We start from the raw sequence: 22,397 nt of genomic DNA, 5'->3' as shown, positions 1-22,397 counted from the left end.
CCAATATTCACTAATTTTCTGATTTATGCCTTGCCATTAGGCATAACGTCATCATTATTGCTATCGCACTACCTAACATCGCCAGATTAAAACCAGAAACAAAAGCGGACCGTGTGACTTGCTCAATAAAGTTAGATGGCATCACCGAGGAAGTTTGAATCAAACGTTCGATTTCCTGTGCCGACAACATCGTGGCCAGCTTGTCGTCCTGTAATAGCCGCTCTACAGCGCGATGTGTCATCAATGTCCCTAAAAGAGCAATGCCAAGAGTCATACCTGTTTGCCTCAATGCATTCATGACCGCAGAAGCAATGCCAGAGTAAGCCTTATCAACACTCGCCATAACGAGTGCCCCAATTGCTGGAGTAGACATCCCCATTCCGGCTCCCAAAATAAATAAGGTTATCGCAATAGGAATATAAGGTGTTTCAGCATTCACACGGGTTAATAATAATGAAGCCAGTGCAATTAAAATAAAGCCCAAAATCATGAGGTTTCGCACGCTTAAACGGCGAGACAGTTTACCAAAAGAAAATGAAAAAATAGCCATGGCAATAAACTCAGGAGCCATGCGGATCCCTGCTTCAAATGCCCCCCACCCTTGGCCTTTTTGCAAAAATAGTGCAATGAAGAATACATTACTGTAAGTTGCAAAACCTAAAGCAAAAGACGCCATATTATATTGAAAGAAAAAAGGATTTTTTCTGAATAAAAAAAGCGGTAATAGTGGTCGAGTTACGTGAAGTTCAACCCAAATAAACCCTATGCATGCAATAATCGCAATGACTAACCCACTCAATGTTAGGTAACTGCCCCAGCCGTGTTCTCCAGCTTCGATTAAAGCAAAGGTTAACCCACCTAACGCAATGATACTTAAAACTTGTCCCATTGGATCTAATGCGGCTTTATCTGGATCCGCACTTTCTTGTATACCTAACCAGCCTAGCAGCAATGTTAGTAATCCAATCGGGATATTAATTAAGAATATCGTTGTCCAATTGAAGCTATCGACTAAAAACCCCCCTAAAATAGGGCCAATAATTAAGGAAAGTGCGCTCACCGCTGACCAAATACCAATAATTCTGATGCGCTCGATATCATTAGAGAAAGCTTGCGTAATAATAGAAAGAGCCCCAGGTATTAAGGCGGCAGCGGCGATCCCTTGGATAACCCGCCCCGCTATCAACATATGTGGCGAAGTAGAAAATGCACAAATTGCAGATCCTAGAGTAAAAATAACAATTCCTGTTAACCAAATTTTTTTACGCCCATAACGGTCGCTTATCGGACCAACAGATAGGATCAACGCTGACAGACATAACGCATAGGCGTCAATAATCCATTGTAGCATTGACATATTCGCCTTGAGGTCACGCCCAATAGCAGGTAGTGCAACATTTACAATACTGATATCTAACGTTGCCATAAAGGTACCCAAGCAAACCGCTAGGATCAAAAAAAGCCGTCTCATTTTTTATGCCTCATCATCGATCATAGCAATATGATAATACTCGACCGACCGACGGTCAATGAAAATGAGAATAAATATCATCTATTAAATTATGTATTTTTGTCGGTGATAAAACAGTCATCACGCTGTTTTATCACCACTACAATATCTAGTTTTGCATTACTGGAGTTTCATGTAAGTAAACCCACTCGCATTTTTCCGCTTCTACTCTAATACAGGCAACTGACGTTCTTAGCGTTTCCCCCCCTACAACCAACTGTTTTTCTTGGTATTGAACCCAGCAATAACCATTGTCTTCGCGTAATGGCATCAGATTAACACACTCTATTGTAAGGGCTTTTCGAGCTCCTACATTCTGGCTAAATAACTTGATGACGTCATTTAAACCAATGCAATGACCTTGTATTGTGACCATTTTGAAGTTGTCATCAAAACTGCTTAATAAAAGAGATAGGCTTTTATCGTCATTTCGTCCCGTAAAAACATCTTCAATTAAAACATGTAAATCCACTACGCTTTGCAGCGCTTTTTTCATTGTTTCACTCATTTATTTTTCCTTGATCACTGAAATTAATGCAAGCAACCCGAGTATTGATGCAATAAGGAAGGTGTATTGATAGCGTAATAAATCACTAGAGAAAGTCGTTAAGCTAAATATAGAAATAAATACGACTGCGCCAACACTAAATGCCACTTGTCGATTAATATTCCACAATACGCTACCTTGAAGTAAATCTTTGTCTTTGAAATCCATTAACGAGCTAATTTGTGCGGTATTGGCGCTCAATCCTCCCCCCATTCCCATTAATAAATAAGCGATTATCAATAAACTGAGCTGGTTTGAAGATGAAACCCAATAAAGCAGAAAAATACCAAAACTATGCAGTGTAATACCAATAATAAATAATCGTTTTTTTCCTATCTGAAAATAAAGGCGCCCACCGGTTAGCATTGATATTACTGCCCCCAATGCATATAGCACCATAAATAGCCCGGTTTGTGCCGCACTGAACCCCATATTTTCTTGTAGATTAAAAATATTGAGTAAATTAACCCCCGTAAAAATACCGGGAACAGCATAGTAAACAATAAAAGCGTTGCGTAGATTGGCGTTCTTTAATAACTGAAAATTTAAAATAGGTTCTCGACATTTTTTAGCGTATTTAAGATAAACAATAAATACGAGGGCTGAAGTAAAAAAGCTCACCAAAGCCAATAATAAATTGTGATAATCATTATAAAAAGAGAATGATAATAATAGGCTTAACAAACTTAAACTCACCATTATTAACCCCAAAATATCTGGTTTTTCTCTTATTTTTTTCTCATCATTTTTTATCCATAATAAGGCTAGTGCGGCCGTTAGTAATGAGAAAGGCAAATTAGAATAAAAAACCCAATGCCAAGATAAAGAATCAATAATTAGACCGCCAATTGCAGGCGAAAATGCGGGAGCAATTAATGCTACAGTCATAATTAATGTTGATATACGTTGGCGATCATTATTGGGAAATAATGCGAAAACTAATGCCTGACCTACCGGAATTAATAACCCTCCTGCAGCCCCTTGGATAAAGCGCCAAAAAATTAAGCTATAAATTGAATCACTACTCCCACTGAACCAAGCAGCAACAGAAAAAAGTAGCATGGAATAACACAGTAATTTTTGGTTACCTAACCTACCTGCTAGCCATAAGCTGATTGGCATCACCAAAACTAAACCTAAAATATAGGCATTGGCAACCCATGCAACTTGAGATTGACTTGCTGAGAATAACGATGCAATGTCAGGTAACGCTATCGCTGACATAAAAATGTTAATACAATCAATAAAGAAACCAAGTAAAAATACTGTGGCAATTTTGTATCGATAAGTCATGGACTTCCTCCGGTGGCAAAGAATAAGTTTTAGTCCTTTCTTTGTCGATACAAGGGAGGTAACATGATTGTTTAATAAAAAAGAACAATCATTGTTATTATGCAAAAAAATCTCAAAAAGATTATCAGTTTTCTACAAGTTGTTGATTCGGGCTCATTCACTAAAGCCGCAGATATTTTAGGGCTAAGCCGTTCTATGGTGAGTGTCGATATCAAACAATTAGAAGCTCAGCTTAATGTAAGCTTGCTAACACGAAATACGCGAAATATTGCATTAACAGAGGTGGGAAAACATTTTTATGACGACTTTAAACGTATTCAAAGTCAAATAGATGAAGCCTTCGAAAAAAGCCAAAATTTAGGAACTAATATTGTAGGTTTGCTGCGTTTTTCATCAACAAGTGAATTTGGCCAACGTTTTATTTTGCCACTACTTCCTGAATTTTGCCGCCTTTATCCTAAGCTAAGATTACAGTACTCATTTAACTCATCCTTAGATGATCTCATCACAGAGAAACTCGATTTATCCGTTCGGTTAGGTAATTTAAAAAATTCATCCCATAAAATGAAAAAACTGGGTGAATATGAGATTTACTTAGTCGCTACCTCTGAATTTCTAAAAAAACACCCAATCAAACAACTCACTGATTTAGCAAATGTTCCATGGATTAACCATGCGCTATTAAACTGGCAAGATCCTCAATATTTTTTACAGAATTCAAAAAATGAAAAATATTACTTACCTTTAATTAAAAACCAATATGAGTCTAATTCTGCCGCCGTTATTCACCATATGGTGTTAGCCTCATTAGGTATTGCAATATGCCCAGCTTGGATGGTTGATGATGACTTGCGGTATGAACGCTTAGTTCATGTATTACCTGAATACCGTTTACCGAAACAAAATATTCAATTACTTTACCCAAATACTTTTGTTTTACCGGCTAAGACACGTGCATTTATCGATTTCTTAACCGATAAATTAGCGGTAAAAAAATAAAGATAGGTCGGTTCAATGTTTCTAAAATAGAGTTTCTAACCTACCACAGTATAATAGCCATTTTCCTAGTCGGAAATGGCTATTATGCCCTCCATGGCATAATAGTTTGCTTTATTTCTTAGATGCTAAATAATCTTGTAGAGTGCCTTCCGGCTTTTTCTTACAAAACTCAACAATCTGAGGGGCTTCGGCAATACTTTGCTCTGTCAGCGCAACATAATCTCCACCTTTAAATTGTGTTTCTTGATTTGTTACCCATAACGCAATAGGTGCCCAGCTCTGAGGGTCTAAATTAATAAATTGCTGGCAAGTCATATTTTCAGGTGTAACCGTATTTTTGTCTGCTGCCATTGAGTTAAATGAAATTGTAGATACAGCAAGTAATACGCTAGATATAATAACCTTTCTCATTTTGAACTCCTTTGAAAAATTAAAAATACAGAATCATGTACCGGAATATTATTAGCATATTATTTATGGAACTTACATATTCTAATTTTGATGATTAAATTTATACTGAGACAAAAATTCGAATAATAAATAATAAAAACAACTAACTATGAATAATTACTTAATTAGACCATCAATATACGATTTGTTTTTTTTATAAAAAAGCCACTGATACAAAGTGGCCATGAATATTTAATTTAGACTGTTTTTGCTTCCATCTCTGCAGGGTCTCTAATTGGTTCATTAACAAAGAAGAAATAAACCAATGATGCTAGGAATGCGACAGTTGCACAAACCACAAGCGCTAAGGTAAATGAGTGTGTTTGGTCAATAATAATACCGGTAATAATCGGAGCAAACGACCCTCCAATAAAACCACCGAAATTTTGAATACCACTTACAGAAGTGATTAAGCGAGAAGGCACTGAAACTAAAATCAATCCCCAAGCAGAAGTCCCCGCAAAGTGAATAGAAAATAGTGCCATACTAATACACGCAACGGCTGAAAAGGTACTGTCAGTATAAGCGGCAGGCAATGTAAACATCGCAGCAAACAGCAAGCCTAAGCAGATCATCCACTTACGGCTTTTCATTTTGTCTGCACCACGTTTCACCACATAGTCTGCAACAACACCATTTACCAGCATTCCCAGCGCACCAAATAAAAAGGGTATTGCTGCAACCCAGCCGGTTTTTTCTAGACTTAAGCCTCGGGAGTTTTCAAGATAAGCAGGCAACCATGTTAGGTATAGCCAAACCATATAACCCACACCATTAAACCCAATGATCATTCCCCACAAAGAACGTTGTTTAAATAATGACGCCCATTCTTTGAAAGAAACTTTATTCGTTGAAGATGGTGGAGCACCGTCATTTAAATAGTTTAATTCATCATCTGTTAATTCTAATTGTTCACGATTACGATAGAAAATAAACCAAAGTATAGACAGAATAATCCCACTAATACCGATAATAATAAACATTGTACGCCAGCCAAAAGCTAACATTAATGCAATGAGCAAAGGTGGAGCTAATGCTTGAGCTAGCGTAGAGGACATATTTACAATCCCCATTGGCAGACCACGCTCACGGATATTATACCAATCATTAACGACTTTAACGCCTGTCGGTAAATGCGGTGCTTCACCAATACCTAAAATAACCCGTGCAATAATTAAATGGGTAAATGAAGATAATAGCCCTGTCACGGTTTGAGCTAACGACCATAAGAACAAACCGAAGCCATAGATCTTTTTAACCCCAAAGCGTTCCATTACCATACCTATAGGTAGTTGGCATAACGCATAGCCAAATGAAAATACCGATAACAGTAATCCCATTTGAGTTGCACTAAATCCTAATTCTTTACTTATTGTAGAGTTAGCAATAGAGAGTGATGCTCTATCTAAAAAATTAATGATACCTGCTATCAACAAAAATGTAAGCGCAATAAGCTGCCAGCGCTTTAGCCTTTTACTCGCATGTAGTGACATAATTAAGTACCTTTAAGACGTAACAGGATCCCGCGGAATAAAATTTACTCCGCAGATTTATTTTATTAATAATCTTTATTTTTTATCTATTATTTACGACTTTAGCTTTAATATTAATTCTATTTCCACTGGCGTATCAAAAGGTAATGTATTCGTACCTATTGCTGAACGTGCATGCTTACCTTTATCACCGAGTATTTCAATTAAAAAATCTGAAGCTCCATTCATGACTTGTGGCTGGTTTTTAAAATCATCAGTACTTTGCACAAAACCTAATAATTTTATACATTCATCAATTCTATCTAAATCTCCTAAATACGCTTTCAATGAAGAAAATATATTAACAATACATTGCTTTGCTGCTTCTTGACCTTGCTCGACTGTTAATTCTTTACCTAATGTACCACTATAAATTAAGACACCATCTTTTTGGCAGTCATGGCCTGATGTATATAATAAATCCCCATACTGCTTAATGGATACATATGAAAATTTTGGTGCCCCTGGTGTGGCAAGTTTAATCCCTTTATCTTCTAATTTTTTTTCAATATTCATTCAATTTTCCTATTTATTGAGCAAGATATTAGCCATGTCATAATAAATTTCCGCAGCAAGGTATAATTCTTTTATTTCAACAAACTCATCTTTAACATGAGCTTGAGCTAATCCCCCTGGCCCCATAATAAGTGTAGGGATCTCACTAGTAACCGAGAAAAAAGGCGCCTCACATGTCGCTTCAAATATTTCTGGTAGCGCTGGTTTTTCTGTAAAACGGCTCACTGTATCTAATGCAACTTTAGTTAGCTCATGATCCGCAGGGATATCTGAAGCAGGAATAAATAAGTAATTATCTAAGTGATAATCTATCTCTTCACCTTTATTATATTGCGCAATAGCTTGATGCAATCTCGCCTCTATTTCTTGCCTTTCTTCCCCTGGAACGAGTCTTCTATCTATTTCAATATCACAATGCTGTGGAACGATATTCGGAGCTGTACCACCATTTATGGTGGTAATAATCATTGAAGCATTTCCTAATAGTGGGTGACTAATTTCCTCAACAGAAGTGTGGTGTTGCTCTATCGCAGGTAGTATTTTGGCCATCTTAGAAATGGCACTATCAGGATAACGAGTTTTTGCTGCATGACCCGCGGTGCCTTTAGTACTTAAGTTATAACGGCTAACGCCTTTATGTGCGATGCAAACACCAAGAGACGTTGGCTCACCAATAATGGCATAATCTGCAGAAATTCCATCTTTAATGTAATGCAGCATGCCAAGATTAATTCTCTCTTCATCCACATTAAATACTAATGTTAAATTACCTGAAAATGCATCTTTATTACGCTTTAATAATGTTGCCGCATACATCATTGCAGCAACACCAGACTTCATATCTGCGGCTCCTCGCCCAAAAACTTTGCCATCTTTAATCACTGGGTCGAATGGCTCGGTACTCCAACCACAACCACAAGGCACAACATCTATATGACCGTTAAATAATAAATGTTTACCTTTTCCTGAACCTTTTAAATAGGCAATAATATTTGGGCGTCCAGGAGCAACCTCTTGCATTTCAACATCAATATTTTCTTGTTTAAAGTAGTGATATATAAATTCAGCAACTTGTTGTTCTTCCCCTGGTGGGTTTTCAGATTTATGCCGAATTAAGGCACAAAGAAGCTCTAGCAACTCATATTGTTGCTGTTCATTTAATTTATACATTTTATTCTCCGATATTTAATATCGTGCGTCTGGTATAATAATATGGTCTATTTCATTATTATTTAATGCATATATCTTGTTTGTTAAATTAGGAATAACACAACTGTGATTCGGTATAATATTTAATACATCACCAATATTTAATTTAATTTTTTTTGGGTCATAGCGAAGATAGCCATGCTCTTCATTTAATTTAACTAGTTTTATATTTGGGTCTTCCACTATATAACCAAACCCTGGTTCTGCGGATTGATCAGAAGTTAATGTTTTGGTCCCTGCATCTACTGTTGCATACCCCTCAATAGGAATACTTACAACAGTTGTTCTTATTGTTAAAGCGCAATCTTCAGGAGTATAAATACCACCATAGATAGCATTCATATCGCCAAAAATAAAGTTCCCAGCCCGTGACTCTGTAATCCCTTTTAATTCATCAGCATAGAATGAAGATAATGTTGAGCCGCCAGATGTCCGAGGCGCTTCGATACCCAATTTTTCTAACCGTTTTTGGCAAGATAATAAAAGCTCTGCTTCTGCTTTTGCCGCTTTACGTATTTCAGGCTCTGTACGGTATTGGTATATTGTTCCAGCATAAGTAAACACACCAATAATTTTCAGATTAGGTAATTTTTGTATTGCCAGTGCAAATGGCTCTAAATCATCTAATTGAATTCCTTCCCGGTGAGCACCATAATCAACAGCAATATAGACCTCAATAATTTGGCTCTCTTGCTTTGCCGCTGCTGATAATTGTTCAGCTCCTTGTAGGCTATCAATAATCGTTCTTAATTTAATTTTTTTAGCTAATTCAATAAATTGCTGACACTTTTGTTCACCAATCATTGGGTAAGCAAGCAGAATATGACCAATTCCGCCTTTTGCCATAACTGCCGCTTCTTGCAATGTGGCACACGTAATTCCTTTTGCGCCACAGGCAATCTCAAATTTTGCTAATTCTACTGATTTATGTGTTTTTATATGTGGCCAGTGTTCAATACCTTGCTGTGTTAGCTTGCCTGTCATGCCTCTGACATTTTTTTCAAGTTGCTGTAAATCTAAAGCAACGTAAGGCGTTATTGGCATAAAAACCTCTCTTATTCTTCATTATTTTCTTCCCCTTTTAATTCCGCTAAATAGGTATAAAGGGTATATTTGGAAATATTTAAAAATTCACAGATTTTCTCACCTGCTTTTTTGATTAAGAAAGCACCTCTATCATCAAAGAATTTAATTGCATCCATTTTATCTTTTTTGCCCATATTGATGACGGGGACTTTAATAACCTGCATACATTCTTGAATAAGGTGATCTAAAATTTCATTAACGTCCGTAACAAAAACTTCCTTAACCGTATCTTGCTCAATGCTATTGCGCTGTGTAATGCCTTGAATAGCTTTTTCTGCAGCAATAAATTCTGAAATATCTTGATTAATACAAAGTGCCCCAGAAACTTTGCCAGTTTCATCACGTAAATAAATTGAAGTTGAACGCAACATTTTCCCATCTTTGGTTTGGGTAAAATAATTGTATTTGTCGCCATCAACATCAGTGCCGCGCAATACCTCAAGCCCTAAATTACTACTTGGGTCTCCCACCTTTCGTTTCGTTACATGACCATTAATAATTGCAACAATACTGCTTTCTAGCCCTTTACTATGGTCATGTAATACCACTTCACAAGTGTCGCCAAATTGGCCCGCAATCCCTTTCATAACTGCCAATAACATTTCAAAGTTGTCTTGGATAATTTTCATTTTCTACCAAACTTATTTTAAGCCTAACTAAATATTAGTTAGATCATAATGGAGACTCAATCAAGATTTGAGCAATTTGTGATCTATATCTTGATTCTAGCTAACAATTTTTTAGCTGCTATAACTAACATAGCAATAATCCCAGTTTATAAAAAAACTGGGAGATAAGATAGAACAAGGGATTTCAGAGAGTTTATTAATGAATGGAAAGCTATATGGAGATAAACTGACAGCCTAACTTTTTGTTAGTTTCTATTACCAACAAAAAGTTAGCGACCCTATTTTTATAAATTCACCCAGAACACCCCTGTTTCTCGGATTTCTGTAAACTGCTTTTGAAAGTCAATTAAGTTTTGTTCTGGATTTAATGTACTAAATCGCTCTGGATGCATAAATTTAGCCATCGCTTCAATGGCAAATATGTTCATCGGATTGTTGTAGAAATTATGGTAAATCGCCATAACCCGTTTTTCTTTAACTGCCGTTAATGATGAAATCCCTTGCCTATCCATTAATACTGATAACTGCTTCTGAACATTAGCTTTATTTGCATTATATCCTAAGCTTACTGCAAGCGAGCGCCGATTAAAATTGTGCCAATCGGCGCCAGTCAGTAAATAAAATTCTGGGTTTAATGTAATAATATTCTCAATGGAGCTTTCAGCCCCTTTTGCAGGAAAGCTATCTGCAACAAGGTTATTTCCACCTGCCAAGGATGCTAAAACACCATAACCTGAACGCCCATAAAGCTGACAGCAATTATCCGCAAATAACCCTGCATTCGCTTCAATCAGAACAGTTGGAAATGGCTGAGCTAATTGGCTTTCAATGGTATCTAATTTCTCTTGGTACAGCGTTGCAAACTGTCCCGCTCTTTCTTGTGTTCCGAATAATTCACCTAATAATAAAATGCTTTTCGGCGTGTTTTTCGCAATATCCATTCGAAAATCAATAAAAATGACTTGGATACCTGCGGCTTCGAGTTGCGGTAAAATTTGGCTATCACGCATCGCACCATAATTAGCCTTATGCATAACTACCACATCAGGCATTAACTCGATCAACTTTTCAACTTGGAGACCGGCTTCGCGTGTTTTCTTTAACGTTGGAATTTTGCCTAATTCAGGCAATACACTGAAATAAGCTTGTTTTAAATCTGGTGCGTATTGCGTAAGCGAATCACTCCAACCCACAATGCGTGATATCCCCGCTTTACCAGCAGCAATATCCACTGGCAAAATATCACGACTATCTACCAAAAATAATTTTTCGACAGGAAGATTAACTGTAACTTCACGACCTTGTAAGTCAGTGATCACCGTTGATGTTTTTGCCTGTGCCCAAAAACTAAGCAAGCACAATAACCCTATAAGAAATGATTTCATGGAATATCTCATTACTTTTTATTGCTAATAATCTGCTAGAAATAAGTCACTAATACATAGTGACTTATTTTCAATTAATTAAAATGTCACACTGTAATTAAGAGCAAAGGTTCGGCCACGGCCTTTATAATCGTACAGGTTGGCAGCTCCGTATTTCGGGCTATATAAACTTTGTGCCCGCTGTCCCCAAATTGTGGAGTAATTTTTATCCAGTAGGTTTTCAACTGCAAAGCTGACTTTACCCACTGGCAGCATATAACTTCCTAATAAATCAACGGTATTATAGCCATCAAGTTTCTTACCCGCCGCATCCGTTAAATTGAATGTTTGTTGGCTTTGTAAGCGTAGTGCCCAATCATTCGGTTCCCAACCAATATAAGCATTCACTTTTGACGGGCTCGCGAAGTCAACGCTCCATTTTTCCCAGCTACCATCAACTTTAGTTTCTGATTTTTGCAGATTGAAATTACTTCCAACACTCCAATCTGAGTCAGCAAAGAAGTAATCCACCGCGCCTTCAACCCCATAGATACGGCGTTTATCGGTTTTCATATAGATAGTCATGTCATCTTTATTAATGCCATAACTTCTATCAGACAGCGAATAATAGGTGGCAACTTGTGTACGCAGGTTTTCCCCTGTGTAACGCCATCCTAACTCAAACGAGTTAACCTTAATTCCTTTTACCTTGGTATCATTAATGTTAACACTTTTATTGAGATGGTAGTGGCCATTGGCATCTGGGGTCTTCGCATAGTCACCTGTTCCGTAATACTTAGCAATATCAGGAATTTCAAAGCCTTGAGAGAAATTAAACCATGTTTGTTGCTCTTCGGTTAGGTTAACCAGCAACCCTGCATTAAACAGTAAGTTGTTGTAATCCGTTTTCCCACCCGGTACTGCATCCGCTGATTTACCTTTACCATTAGCAATCGCTTCTTGCTGCGCATAACCAATAAAATCATCCACTTTATTTTCAGTATATTGGTAACGCACACCACCGCTTAACGTGAACATCGGCGTAATGTCATAACTACTTTGTAAAAATGTCGCCATATTGGTGGTGGTATAACTTGGATAGCGGCCGATTTGGAAAGCTTTAGTTAAATCCATTCCCCCTGATTCTTTCGCTTTATCTAAATCAAAAAACATTTGGTTAGCACGAAATTGCTCATGCTCTGCATCCACACCATAAGTTAACGTTAATTCATCAATGGGTTGGCTATTGAATGTCAGCTTGGTTCCATAAAAATTGGTTTTTTGATCCGATGAGCTGATACTTGTAACATCCTTGCCAGTCAGGGTTGGAAAGGGATAAAACTTTTGTGATTCATCACGATAATAAACTTGTGCAACAAAATCTTGCCCGAATACATCTGCATTTGAATATTGTAAATTGAGCAAATTGCGCTCAGTTCCAGGTAAACGGTCAGAGCTTAATTTACTGCTGTTATAAGCTTCACCTTGCCCTTTAACCGCAGAGAAATCTTTTCCTAAATAGAGCCCGTGTTTACCATCCGACTCACTTTTATAATGCTGATAAACGGCTTGAAGCTGTTGTTTTTCATCGATTTTGATAGTGCCTGATACCATCACATCTAGGCGATCAGAAAATTGCAGCCCTGTTTGGGTATTATCAATATTAATCGCATTACCTTTGCCATCATACCAACCGCCATAGCGTTGATAAGCAACAGACACTCGTCCGTGAGCGTTCTCATTACCACCACTTACTGCTGCGGCAACATTTTCATCGTGATCTTTACCATTGTTAAAGCCTGTTTTTCCACCTAATTGCAGAGAAACCTGTTTTTCTTCTTGGCCTTTTTTCGTCACGATATTAATCAAACCACCACTACTACCACCGCCGTACATCGCCGTTGCACCTGAAATAACTTCGATATGATTGATATTAAAAGGATCGATGGAATCTAATTGGCGACTATCACTACGAGAAGAGTTAAGGCGTACCCCGTCCACCATCACAATCATTGAACGGCCACGCATATTCATGCCATAGTTTGTCCGCCCTTGACCACTGACACTCATTCCTGGAATAAGCTGCGCTAAAATATCTTTTAACTCTTTTCCACCTTCAGCTTGCTGTTCAATTTCAGCATTATCAATCACCCATGTGGTTTGCGCCATTTCTGAAACGGTTTTATAACCACGTGTAGCGGATACGGTTATGGATTCTTCTTTTTTATCCACAGCAAATACAGAGGGAGAAACTAAAGGGAGAAAGCAAGGAGAGATAATAAAAAAATACTTTATTTTCATTAAATTAAACCTTTATTTTATTAAAATTGCTGTTATTGAATCTAAAAAATAAATCACAATTCTTGATTAAATTACTGTTTATTATTTTATCAAATAATTATTATTAACAGTAACTAAGAATCAAGATAAATATAAGAATTATTATTATTAGCAATGTAAAGTATAAGGTTATTCAACATAAAAATACATAATCACGCATCCTTGCGTAAGATCTTCCTATAGATTACTTCACGCTAACGACTGCAATATAATTCAATTTCCCACGATTTTGCCGAAAATGGCGGAACATACGCAAAAATTGAGGCCGGTTTTCTTTCTTCAATGCATTACGGATAATCTTTAGCGTACCGAATACACCTTCATCGTAAATTAACCCTTTTGGCGATAACAGTGTCATTGGGCCAGTATGGGATACCACTTGCTGGAAACCCGCTTGTTGAAATAATTCCACCCACTGTGTTTCCGGTAATGGTTGCGCTTTGACATTAATCGCTTGTTGCATTTGAGAAACCACATTTTGCACAGCTTGGGCATCTTTAAATGCAATATCATGAGTTAATAAACAGCCACCTGGCTTTAGTACTCGATAATACTCCTGCAATAGCTTTGCTTTCGCTTTATCGCCGTACATGGTTAGCATGGCTTCATTAATGACCACATCAAAACTGTTGTCCTCAAAAGGTAATTTTGATGCATCTGCCATTTGAATAGTCACTAAATCTGTTAACCCTTTATTCGCAACGTTTTTTTGTGCTTGGGCGAGCGCCTGCTTGTCCATATCAATACCCGTAATATGGCAATGAAATTGAGAGGCGATTTCAATGGCGGTGGTTCCCATATTACACGCCACTTCAAGAACTTGGCTGTTCTTATGTAACCCTGATTGGCTAAGTAACCACTCGGTTGCTTCTTTCCCCCCTGGGCGTAAGCGTTTTTTCCCTAAACGTGCTAGAAATTTGTGCCCTGCTTCATGGGCAGTAAATGATTGGTCCATTTACACCTCCAAGTTAGTGTGTACAAGCCATTTCTGGCTCACGTAACATAACTAACAGCATTTTTGCGGGTTCAAGTGCATCTACCGCATGAGGGATATTAGCCGGCATTCTGACAATTTCCCCAGGTTTAGCCGTCACTGGCTTACCTTCGATGGTGAGTTGTAAACTCCCTTCAACAACCATCACAATGGCGTCAAAAGGAGCACTGTGTTCAGATAGCGCTTGGCCTTTATCAAAAGCAAATAAGGTGATATTCCCCCCACCATTTTTCGCTAATACACGGCTTGCAATACCTTGTTCGGTATAATTAATTAACTGGTTGATAATCAGCGCTTCTGCGGGTGTTATTGTGTTATTGCTCATCGTTTATATTCCTTAATTCAATCATTTTCATTCAATTATCTAAATAGCGGAATGACCCCTTGGGTCTGCCGGCCTTGATAGTCCATTGGCGTAATTGCAACAGGTAATTGGTACAGCTGTGTCAGGTTTTCTTCCGTTAAAATTCGTTCAGTTTCACCAAATAAACAGCCGCCACTGTTAAACAGCAACAATGAATAGTCAGCGATATGCAGCGCATGCTGTGGATAATGGCTCGTAAATAAGATCGTCATTCCGCGATGTATGGCTAAATCACGTAAAACGCTGAGCACACTGTCTTGGTTGGCAAGGTCCAACGCGGATGTCGGTTCGTCCAGAATCAAAATTTCTGGTTCACTGGCTAATGCTCTCGCAATCATAACCATTTGTTTTTCCCCTCCACTGAGACAGTTAAAGGGTTGGTCCGCAAAATTACTTATGCCTAAGTACGCTAAACACTGCTCTACAATTTGGTTATCTTTTTCATTGGGTGAGGCATACCACGGCAAATGACGAATACGCCCGAGACTCACCATGGTGCGAACAGAATAATGAAATAGTGAACCACTAAGTTGTGGAACATAAGCGACGGGTGCATTTAGTGAAATATTGCCAGTGGCTCCTTTTTGTAAACCGAGCAAGAGTTTTAATAAGGTGGTTTTTCCACGGCCATTCGGCCCTAAAATTGCGCCAATACTGCCTTTTGGCTGCTGAAAAGTTAAATTCGTAAATAACTGACGCTGTGCAATTTTGAAATTAAGGTGCTCAACTTGGATCATAAATCGGCCACCTTTTTATTTAATGTATGGATCAGTAGAGCAAAAATGGGGGCACCGATGAGTGCAGTGATCACACTTAATGGAATTTCTGCATTCGTCATACTGCGGGCAAAAGTGTCGACAGCCACCATATAAATCCCACCAATAACTGCACTAGCAGGCAGTAATATCCGGTGATCATGACCTACCACTAGCCGTGCAATATGCGGAACAATCAGCCCTACCCAGCCGATGGTGCCGGATACCGCCACTGTCGCACTAGTGATCAAGGTCACGCTGAGTAACACGGCCCAACGGGTTCTATTAATTTTCATCCCTAAGGCTTGTGCATTTTCATCCCCTAAGGAGAGCACATTGATACGAAAACGCAGTGCAAAAATGACTAAAACACAGACCATAACAACAGGAAAAACAATATTAAGTTTAAGATAAGACGCACTGGCAAAGCTGCCCATAAGCCAAAAAACAATGGTTTGCAAAGTATTATTAGGGTCTGCAAAATAGGTAATTAACGAAATTAATGCAGCAAAAAAAGCATTAATAATCACCCCCGCAAGAATTAACATTAATAGCTGGCTACCTTGGCGATTCAAGCCGAGCAAAAAAACCAGCACGATAGCTAACAACCCACCGACAAAAGCCAATGAAATGGTGATCAACAATGAAGAAAATAACAAAATAGCTAGTGCGCCCCCCAATGCAGCTCCTGATGAGACGCCAATAATTTGCGGCCCAACTAATGGGTTACGGAAAATGCCTTGCAAAGCCGCCCCAGCCACCGCTAGCCCTGCCCCTGCTGTACCTGCTATCAGAACACGTGGTAAACGCACATTTAACACGACATTTTGTTCCGTACGACTATAGTTCCCCATCATTTCGTTGCCCAAAATGGTGTCATAGAGAATATGCCAAACCGCAGAAAACGAAACCGGGTAGCGGCCACAACTTAGTGCCAAAACAAAGGTCAACACTAGGCAAATGGCGAAAACGAGCCAAAGATATTGGGGCTTACGCATGCGGTTTCCCCATTAAAGAGATGTAGTGCTGGCTATTTTTGTTCATCTCCATTTGCAAAATACCGTCAATTTGCTCATCTGACACGTCATAACCATAAAGTTGCTGATATCTCAGGCGAATTTCTTCACGCAATGGCATTTTCATCGTTTCTGGATGAAAAATCATTGATAACCATTGCCAGTACAGCGGTGTTTCTTGGTTTGGCGCATCCCAGATAAAACCACCAATAGGAAGCTTATATACGCGCTGGTTTTTCACTGCAGTGACTTCGCTTAACATGGGATTGCGATAAACGTCAGCTGGCGATAACCCCTCTTCGAAATTACCCAATAGAATAATGTCAGGGTCCCAAACAAGGATCTGCTCAATATTGAGCGTTCTTGGCCCAGTGAGGTCGCGGTTTAAACTCACTCCGCCCGCCAATGCAAAATCGGCGTTGTTGTGTGATGTTGAGCCAAATGTTTGAATACTCTGGTTAAAATGAGAGAGATACAGAACACGAGGCTGCTGCGCTTCTGGAATTTTAGCGGTGGTAGCTGAGAGTGTATCGACAACTTGTTGGCGCCACTGGATCATCTTCTGTGCTTTATCATTGTGGCCAAGTGTTTGCCCCATTAGGTGAACCCACTCTTGCGTATAGCGCTCTTGCCCATAATCTAACGTAGCAACAGTCAGCCCTGCATCACGCATAGGGGAAATAATATCATCCCCTCGATGGCCCCATTGCCATACCAGGTCGGGCTCCACATTAAGCAATGCTTCAATATTTGGTGTAAAATTGTTACCCACGACATTTGAATTCACCTGTAAAACAGGAGAAAACATTTGGCTTAGCATGCCATCTCGCGCAGCAACCTTTGCAAAAGGGTGCATTCCAACTAATTTTTCACTGCTTTCATCCATACCAACTAACATCGAAGCGGCAGGGATTGGGATCACGACAATACGTTTTGCAGGGGCTGATAAATGAATTTTATCCCCTGACATATCTGTGAAATCAACGGCTTGTGATGCATATACGTTGCCTATCCCCCCCAAGGCCAGAAAAACGGCGGTGAGTCTAAAAGCATTATTTATCATAGGGTTATTCAGCTCTCTGCTAAGATCTCAATTGATAATGTGTATGATTATCATTTATACTTATGCCATTCTAAGACGGCGTAAGAGGATGACCTATGACATTTGTCAAAAACGTTTTCCCCCATACACAATCACTCAATGCCATAAAATCGTGCTTACTGTTTAATGGGATAGAAGATGAAAAACTGGCATTACTGCTGGAAAATTGTGGCCATATTCGCTTTAAAAGTGGTGAAATCCTGAACCATGAAGGGGAACCATTTAAGCACTGTCCTTTGATGATAAGCGGGCAAATCGAGGTGTATCGCCATACTTATTTGGGCGAGGAAAAAATTTTTGGTTTATTTTGTACAGGGGAAATTGTTGCCATCGCAGCCGTTTTTATGCCACATAACCGCTATCCTATGAGTTTACGGGCAAAAACCGACGGTGAAGCCTTGCTACTCGATAAACGTGATATTTTACGGCTTTGCCATGCCTGCCCACAGATTATGGAAAAGCTACTCATGCGTTTTAGTAGCAAACTGTATGAAAACATTAACCATATTGATTGGCTAACTTCAAGTTCTGCTGAACAACGCTTGGCTGCTTATATTCTTGATTTAAAACATAAACAACTCACTTCAAATATTGTTTTACCTTTATCACGGGGCCAGCTCGCCGCTAAATTAGGCATACGCTACGAAACACTCAGCCGGTTAGTTTCAGGGTGGCGGCAAAAAGGGTTTATTGATATTGAGAAAGACACTGTGCATATCCATAATGAAAACTACTTAACGCAATTATCTATTTCTGCACAGCGCCCATTTTAACAACCACGCATTAACCAATATTAATGCGTTTATTCATTATTAGAAATTATAGGTTACGCCACCATTCACATTAAACCCCATACCGGGGAATAAAGTGCTGTCTTTTGCTGTGACGGTTTGGTTGGCAACCGATGTTGTTGCATAGCGCTCATCGGTTAAATTATCCATCGATAAATACACAGACCACTGCTCTGTAGGCTTATAACTGCCTGTCAGCCCCAGTACGGCATAATGTTTACGTTTTTGAATATCAAGGTTGTTTTGGTGGTCAACTGCCATATCCGTAGGTGCCCAATGAATATTAGGCCCAACACTCCAATCCCCAATTTCATATAACACCTCGGCAGCAACAATATTACGTGGAATACCCGCGATATAGTTGCCATTATATTCACCGCCCATGAAACGGAAATCGTTATAAGTCCAAGAAACTCGGTAATTGATATCCCCCGGCCCTGCGCCAACACGTCCTGTAAGCCCAGCTTCTAAGCCTTGATGGCGAGTTTTCGCGGCATAATTAAATACGCCAACCACCGTCCCTGCACTGTCATAAGTGGTAATATACTCATCTTTAATTTGGCTACGGTACAGCGCAAGGCTCCATTTCAACCCATCGGTGACATCGCCTTCTCCCCCAATTTCATAAGTAATGGCTTTTTGTGGTGAGAGTTTCGTTAATTTTCCATTGCTGGAGTTAATAATTTCCCAAAATGTTGCAGGTTCTTCACTCGCACTGATATTGGCAAAGTAACGCTGGCTTTCCGTTGGGCGCCAAATCACTCCCGCTTTTGGTGTCCAAAATGTCCAACTTTGGTCTAACGACAAATGACTCTGTCGCTTTTCTACATCGCGGCGCGCATGCGTACCTTTGACATCTAAATTAACAGCCACTGTTGGCGTAATATGTAAGTCTACCCCAACACTGCCATAGAGGTTTTCCGCTCGGCCATCATATTTACCTATTTTAGTTTTGTCTGCGGGTGTCCCTTTACGATTTTGCATTAATTCAGTCTGCAAGGTCATTTGGTCCCATGCCAGTGCCGTACGATATGTCACGGGCTCAGTTTCAATATTATAGGTAAATTGCAGCCCTTCACTGTGGCTGCGGCTAAAGCGATAGTAAGCGGGAGTGGTAAAATTATCATGGGTACGAATATGCCAAACTCCTGCACCAATTGCTTGGTTATCCACTTGCCAGTCAGAGCGGTTAGCCACTCGGAATTGTTCAACATTACGGTGAGGATCACGCAACCAAACCATTGGGTACACCTCTGTTGGGTTATTATTTAATACCTCTTCAGAAACTGGCCCCGCAACGTCAAAGCGCAAATCTGTCCAACTCAACCATGTTCGGTTTTCAAAGTTATCAGTCACATAACCAAAGTTGCTGCGTAACGTTTTACGTTGGGAAGCAGAGTGTTTGCGATAACCATCAAAATGGTCATAAGTGAAATTCACACGCCCATCAAATAACCCATCATCAGAAACACCACCGAAGGCGGTTTGTAACCCTTCGCGCCCATGGGAGCCGTACTCATAACGTAGGCGCCCTTGCTCAGTTCCTCCAGTGTAAGAGAGCACATCCAATTCACCGCCCAAGCTATTACTTTGTGGGTTAAGGCTATTTGCACCACGGCGTACGCTCACCATCCGCGCATCACGCATTTCTAAGGTACTGATATGAAAACTGCCGTCTGCATCCGTTGCGGGTAAGCCATCTTGCAACAGCAATACACCACGAGCAAGCGGTGCACTTTGCACGCCAGAGCCGCGAATATTCAAACGTGGCTGGTCAATCCCCCCAAAGAAATTTTGGATAACCAACCCAGGCTGGTAATCCAGGGCGTCTTGTAAGGTAGCAAGGCGAGTATCTTTTTCGATAACAACTAAATTTGTTCCACCAGCCACTTTTTCAAGTTTATCTTTTTCTTGCTGCTCACTCGGTGACAAACGGCTTTGGCCTGTTGAAGACGTAACGATCAGTTTGTCTGGTGTGCCTACTGGTGCAGCGAATCCAATTGGTATCGCCAAAGTTCCTATGCCTAAAGTTAGAGCAATACAATGGGCCAATTGGTGCCGCTTTAAACGATAAGACATATATTCACCCCAATAATAGTAATGGTTATCATTTTCATTTAAGGAGTTTAAAATAGAGGATGGGTATAGATATCCCTATGACATTTGTCAAAACCAAAATAAATTAATTTATTATTTATATTAAAATTATAGTTTCCATTAAATTCTATTAAATTATCAATCTTGTCGTAAATTCATTTTCAATTTTAAATAACGTACCCAACCTAATACTTAAATAACTAAAAGCATACCAACATATGCTATATAAAAAGAGAATATATGAATATAAAAACCTTTAAATTTATCGATAAGGATTCAAATGGCATTGTCGTTAATTTTGATAATAGAAACAAAAAAACAGTCACCATTAGCTTATTTTTAGATAATGAAAATATAGAAACCATATCAACTAATAATGATCATTATCTTTTCAAGGTAGGTAAATCGGGGAACTACCATGTAACTATCTCATTTGTTGATAGTAATAAAAATATTTTACACTTAATTGATAGCCCTGTTAGCTATCGTCTTCCCCATCAGGAAATCAATAAAAAAATTAAAGCAGAAATAAAATCGAAAACCATCAACCATAAAATAGATGGGATTAATAAATATTTTTTAGAAATTAAATCTAAAATAAAAAGTTCGCATTTTATTATGGATGCTTTATCAAATGAATTAGTTAATTCAAAATTAATTTTGATTAAATTAAATATTCGCTCTTCCGTTACGCAATGTGAATATTTTAACCTTTATGGAGAAAATAATTATGACGATTTGCTTGAAATATCGCAACGGATTGAAAAATTAGATTGTGTCAGCTACTGCTGCATCTGCCCCAACACAACAGGCTACCAGCCTCCCAAACTCCCTATCAATAGCCAAACTATTGAAGAAGAGATCAGTAGTGATGAGATAACCCCCGATTTCACCGAGTTACAAAAATATTTAGATGCCCCAATGGGTATGAATGTGAGAGAGGCATGGGCAAAAAATATTGATGGCTCACTAGCGGTTGTTCGCCATATGGATTTTGGTGTATACCAAAACCATGAAGATTTTAAAGATGCAAACCTTGCTGTGGTAAGTAGCCGACCTGAAACGCAAGATTGTAACCATGGTACCGCTTCAACAGGTTGCATAATTGCGACTAAAAATGAATTTGGTGTCACTGGCATTGCACATGGTTGCCAATTTTATTTCTATGATACTGACGACTTAGATCAACTTACGGATGATACTCAGCCGGGTGACATTGTTAGTTTCGACCTCCAATTTCGCATTGAGAATAAATTGCTTCCTATCACATCCATCCGTAATTGGTGGGAAAGAATTAAAATTATGGTCGATAAAGGTGCAACCGTTCTTCTAGCAGCAGGGAATGGTGGCTTGGATTTAAGCAAACCCGAGGTTATGGATGATTTCGGTGACAATGGCAGCATGTTAGTAGGCGCTTGTTACCACCACACTGGGAAACGTGCGCTTTTTTCAAATTATAATCAAACAAGCTCACTGATTAATTCATGGGGAGATTGGAGTGTGACCACCACAGGCTATGGAAAACTACAAAAACACCCCGGCAATGAACGCAATTATACCGACCGTTATTCAGGAACATCGAGTGCAACACCACTATGTTCAGGTGCACTCGCATTAATTCAAGGCTATGCTAAACAGCATCAAATTATTCTGTCAGCGTGGGGAATGCGCGAATTGATAAGTAAATCGACCTATACGGAAGGTGTTAACGATGGGATAGGCTATCGGCCCAATGTAAATCAGTTATTAAAAGAAATTGATAAGCTCGCCCAAATTACTGAATAATTCAGCTATCGTTAAGCC

Annotated in this window: 20 protein-coding genes; 3 read left to right on the top strand and 17 right to left on the bottom strand. The window is 39.0% G+C overall.

Annotation, left to right across the window (positions count from 1 at the left end; all coding sequences use genetic code 11):
* Window positions 1-10 precede the first annotated feature (10 nt).
* The 3 genes from PSF09_RS13035 to PSF09_RS13025 all read right to left on the bottom strand — a co-directional run bounded on the left by PSF09_RS13035 (window position 11) and on the right by PSF09_RS13025 (window position 3,350).
* On the bottom strand, window positions 11-1,471 hold the full coding sequence (locus PSF09_RS13035) for an MFS transporter (RefSeq protein WP_272683986.1): 1,461 nt from the start codon (window positions 1,469-1,471) through the stop codon (window positions 11-13).
* A 148-nt stretch (window positions 1,472-1,619) separates the two neighbouring features.
* The gene (locus tag PSF09_RS13030) at window positions 1,620-2,018 is read right to left on the bottom strand and encodes a hypothetical protein (protein ID WP_272664288.1); all 399 of its coding nucleotides are present in this window, start codon (window positions 2,016-2,018) and stop codon (window positions 1,620-1,622) included.
* Window positions 2,019-3,350: an MFS transporter gene (locus PSF09_RS13025; RefSeq protein ID WP_272683985.1), complete on the bottom strand. Its 1,332-nt coding sequence runs from the start codon at window positions 3,348-3,350 to the stop codon at window positions 2,019-2,021.
* Window positions 3,351-3,449: 99 nt separating this feature from the next.
* Here PSF09_RS13025 and PSF09_RS13020 point away from each other — a divergent pair, with 99 nt between their 5' ends.
* Window positions 3,450-4,349, top strand: a complete 900-nt coding sequence (locus tag PSF09_RS13020) for a LysR family transcriptional regulator (RefSeq protein ID WP_210840067.1) — start codon at window positions 3,450-3,452, stop codon at window positions 4,347-4,349.
* Window positions 4,350-4,460: 111 nt separating this feature from the next.
* On the opposite strand, the gene PSF09_RS13015 is transcribed toward PSF09_RS13020, so the two are convergent.
* From PSF09_RS13015 to PSF09_RS12955, 13 genes are all read right to left on the bottom strand, one after another.
* Window positions 4,461-4,760 carry an HdeA/HdeB family chaperone gene (locus PSF09_RS13015; RefSeq protein WP_210840066.1) on the bottom strand — a complete coding sequence of 100 codons (300 nt, stop codon included), beginning with the start codon at window positions 4,758-4,760 and terminating at the stop codon, window positions 4,461-4,463.
* Window positions 4,761-4,996: 236 nt separating this feature from the next.
* Window positions 4,997-6,292 (bottom strand): MFS transporter, encoded by a 1,296-nt coding sequence (locus PSF09_RS13010; RefSeq protein ID WP_210840065.1) that lies wholly within the window; start codon window positions 6,290-6,292, stop codon window positions 4,997-4,999.
* 93 nt (window positions 6,293-6,385) lie between these two features.
* The gene (locus tag PSF09_RS13005; RefSeq protein WP_272664290.1) at window positions 6,386-6,847 is read right to left on the bottom strand and encodes a RidA family protein; all 462 of its coding nucleotides are present in this window, start codon (window positions 6,845-6,847) and stop codon (window positions 6,386-6,388) included.
* 9 nt (window positions 6,848-6,856) lie between these two features.
* Window positions 6,857-8,017, bottom strand: coding sequence for a M20 family metallopeptidase (locus PSF09_RS13000; RefSeq protein WP_272683984.1), 1,161 nt, complete (start codon window positions 8,015-8,017; stop codon window positions 6,857-6,859).
* Window positions 8,018-8,032: 15 nt separating this feature from the next.
* Window positions 8,033-9,100: an alanine racemase gene (locus tag PSF09_RS12995; protein ID WP_210840062.1), complete on the bottom strand. Its 1,068-nt coding sequence runs from the start codon at window positions 9,098-9,100 to the stop codon at window positions 8,033-8,035.
* Between the two features lie 11 nt (window positions 9,101-9,111).
* The gene (locus PSF09_RS12990) at window positions 9,112-9,771 is read right to left on the bottom strand and encodes a helix-turn-helix transcriptional regulator (RefSeq protein ID WP_210840061.1); all 660 of its coding nucleotides are present in this window, start codon (window positions 9,769-9,771) and stop codon (window positions 9,112-9,114) included.
* A 284-nt stretch (window positions 9,772-10,055) separates the two neighbouring features.
* Window positions 10,056-11,156 (bottom strand): ABC transporter substrate-binding protein, encoded by a 1,101-nt coding sequence (locus PSF09_RS12985; protein WP_210840060.1) that lies wholly within the window; start codon window positions 11,154-11,156, stop codon window positions 10,056-10,058.
* 78 nt (window positions 11,157-11,234) lie between these two features.
* Entirely contained in the window at window positions 11,235-13,436 is a 2,202-nt protein-coding gene (locus PSF09_RS12980) for a TonB-dependent siderophore receptor (protein WP_272683983.1), read from the bottom strand.
* Between the two features lie 223 nt (window positions 13,437-13,659).
* Complete coding sequence (locus tag PSF09_RS12975; RefSeq protein WP_140171562.1) at window positions 13,660-14,430, bottom strand: class I SAM-dependent methyltransferase; 771 nt, start codon at window positions 14,428-14,430, stop codon at window positions 13,660-13,662.
* Between the two features lie 13 nt (window positions 14,431-14,443).
* Entirely contained in the window at window positions 14,444-14,794 is a 351-nt protein-coding gene (locus tag PSF09_RS12970) for a cupin domain-containing protein (protein ID WP_004908515.1), read from the bottom strand.
* A 35-nt stretch (window positions 14,795-14,829) separates the two neighbouring features.
* Window positions 14,830-15,570, bottom strand: coding sequence for an ABC transporter ATP-binding protein (locus PSF09_RS12965; RefSeq protein WP_272664295.1), 741 nt, complete (start codon window positions 15,568-15,570; stop codon window positions 14,830-14,832).
* Entirely contained in the window at window positions 15,567-16,586 is a 1,020-nt protein-coding gene (locus tag PSF09_RS12960) for a FecCD family ABC transporter permease (protein WP_210840229.1), read from the bottom strand. The genes PSF09_RS12965 and PSF09_RS12960 overlap by 4 nt, the downstream gene beginning before the upstream one ends.
* A complete protein-coding gene (locus PSF09_RS12955; RefSeq protein ID WP_272683982.1) occupies window positions 16,579-17,667 on the bottom strand; it encodes an ABC transporter substrate-binding protein in 1,089 nt (362 codons plus the stop codon). Before PSF09_RS12955 ends, PSF09_RS12960 begins: the two co-directional genes overlap by 8 nt.
* Before the next feature lie 95 nt (window positions 17,668-17,762).
* On the opposite strand from PSF09_RS12955, the gene PSF09_RS12950 reads away from it, so the two are divergent.
* Window positions 17,763-18,479, top strand: coding sequence for a Crp/Fnr family transcriptional regulator (locus PSF09_RS12950; RefSeq protein WP_272664297.1), 717 nt, complete (start codon window positions 17,763-17,765; stop codon window positions 18,477-18,479).
* Between the two features lie 39 nt (window positions 18,480-18,518).
* On the opposite strand, the gene PSF09_RS12945 is transcribed toward PSF09_RS12950, so the two are convergent.
* Window positions 18,519-20,576 carry a TonB-dependent receptor family protein gene (locus PSF09_RS12945; protein WP_272683981.1) on the bottom strand — a complete coding sequence of 686 codons (2,058 nt, stop codon included), beginning with the start codon at window positions 20,574-20,576 and terminating at the stop codon, window positions 18,519-18,521.
* A 258-nt stretch (window positions 20,577-20,834) separates the two neighbouring features.
* Here PSF09_RS12945 and PSF09_RS12940 point away from each other — a divergent pair, with 258 nt between their 5' ends.
* Entirely contained in the window at window positions 20,835-22,379 is a 1,545-nt protein-coding gene (locus PSF09_RS12940) for a S8 family serine peptidase (RefSeq protein ID WP_272664299.1), read from the top strand.
* Window positions 22,380-22,397: the final 18 nt, after the last annotated feature.

Source organism: Providencia sp. PROV141 (assembly GCF_028481645.1).
Classification (GTDB): Bacteria; Pseudomonadota; Gammaproteobacteria; order Enterobacterales; family Enterobacteriaceae; genus Providencia; species Providencia rettgeri.
This window is presented reverse-complemented; position numbering and strand designations above follow the sequence as displayed.